This window comes from Allofournierella sp., assembly GCF_017889395.1.
GTDB lineage: Bacteria > Bacillota > Clostridia > Oscillospirales > Ruminococcaceae > Allofournierella.
Map to the genome: position 1 here is coordinate 1 of NZ_JAGHKE010000144.1, position 2,031 is coordinate 2,031.

The following is a 2,031-nucleotide window of genomic DNA, read 5'->3' on the forward strand; positions in this document are numbered from 1 at the left end:
TTGCCATGCAGTACATGCTGGATGTTATTTTTGGATGTATCTATAACATGGATCGTGAAAAAAACATCGCCTATCTTGATGCATCTATTGATTTTATGGATGATCGGGAAGTCGACGAATAAAAGTGTCAAAAGGTTTCAGGAGAATCGTATCTCCTGAAATTTTTTTGGAAAAAAGTCTCAGGATATACCAGCTTGCTTGTCTTCAACATTTGCAGAATTTATACTGGAGTTAACAAAAGGGCCCTGATACACAGCAGATCGGAACGTCCGGATGCTCCGAAGCTGCATGAAAAGGGCAACATCCTCACCAAGGAAGTGCTCAAGCGCGGTAACGCCGAAGAGGTGATCGCCAGCGCGCCCTATGTGGTGACCCAGCATTATTCCACCCCCATGACCGACCATGCCTTCATGGAGCCTGAGTGCGCCATCGGCATTCCGGACGGCGAGGGCGGCCTGCTGATGTACACCGCCAGCCAGTCGGTATACGACGAGCAGAAGGAAATCTCCCGCATGCTGCAGATTCCTCCCGAGAAGGTTCGCTGCCAGACCAAGCTGGTGGGCGGCGGCTTCGGCGGCAAGGAAGATATGAGCGTGCAGCACCACGCGGCGCTGATGGCCTGGGCCACCGGCCGCCCCGTAAAGGTGAAGTTCAGCCGTCAGGAGAGCCTGAACATCCATACCAAGCGCCATGCCATGGAAATGGACGTGACCACCGCCTGTGACGAGAACGGCAAGCTGCTGGCCATGAAGGCCACCCTGATCTCCGACTGCGGCGCTTACGCCAGCCTGGGCGGCCCCGTTCTGCAGCGTGCCTGCACCTACTGCGGCGGTCCCTACAACTTCCAGAATGTGGACATCACCGGCATCTGCGTTTACACCAACAACGTGCCCGGCGGTGCGTTCCGCGGCTTCGGCGTGACCCAGAGCTGCTTCGCTGCCGAGTTGAACCTGGATCTGCTGGCCGAAAAGGTGGGCATCAGCCCCTGGGAGATTCGTTACCGCAACGCCATCCGTCCTGGTCAGGTGCTGCCCAACGGCCAGATTGCCGGCCCCGAGACCGGTTATGCCGAGTGCCTGGAGGCCGTGAAGGAAGCCTACGAGAGCAGCCCCTACGCGGGCATCGCCGGCTGCATGAAGAACAGCGGCGTGGGCGTGGGCCTGCCGGATATCGGCCGCTGCAGCCTGGCTGTGGTGGACGGCAAGGTGCACATCCGCACCAGCGCCGCCTGCATGGGCCAGGGCGTTGCCACTGTCTGCACCCAGATCGTGAACGAGGTCACCGGTGTGGACCCGCAGCACATCTTCCACGAGCGTGCCGACACGGCCATCACTCCCAACTCCGGTACCTCCACCGCTTCCCGTCAGACCGTGTTCTGCGGCGAGGCCACCCGTCGTGCATCCGGTGAGCTGGCCAACGCACTGGCAGGCCATACCCTGGAGGATCTGGAAGGCCAGAGCTTCTACGGCGAATACAGCGGCGTGACCGACCGCATGGGCAGCGACAAGCCCAACCCGGTCAGCCATGTGGCCTACGGCTACGCGGCTCAGGTGGTCATCATGGACGAGAACAAGAAAGTCGTCAAGGTGGTTGCCGCTCACGACGTTGGCCGAGTGGTCAACTACCAGTCCTGCGCCGGTCAGATCGAAGGCGGTGTGGTCATGGCTCTGGGCTATGGCCTCACCGAGGACTTCAAGATGGAAAACGGCTACGTGAAGAGCAAGTACGGCACTCTGGGCCTGCTGCGCGCCACCGACGTTCCTCCCATTGAGGTCATCTTCGTGGAGAAGGGAACTGAGGACCAGAACACCTTCGGTGCCAAGGGCGTGGGCGAGATCAGCGCCATTCCCGCGGCTCCCGCCGCAGCTCATGCGGCCTACCGTGTGGACGGTGTGTTCCGTACCAAGCTTCCTCTCCAGGACACCTTCTATAAGAAAGGGGGCAAATAAGCATGGCCAGTGCAAAAGCGGCGCCTTCTGAACAGGCGCTTTACACCCGCACCGGTATGCCCCCCCTGGCCAAGGCCATCCC

Annotated in this window: 1 pseudogene; it reads left to right on the plus strand. The window is 59.9% G+C overall.

The features are described from left to right. Positions 1-266: 266 nt before the first annotated feature. Positions 267-1,949 (plus strand): annotated as a pseudogene (xdh, locus tag J7G73_RS12795) (selenium-dependent xanthine dehydrogenase); the annotation flags it as partial. Between the last annotated feature and the right edge of the window lie 82 nt (positions 1,950-2,031).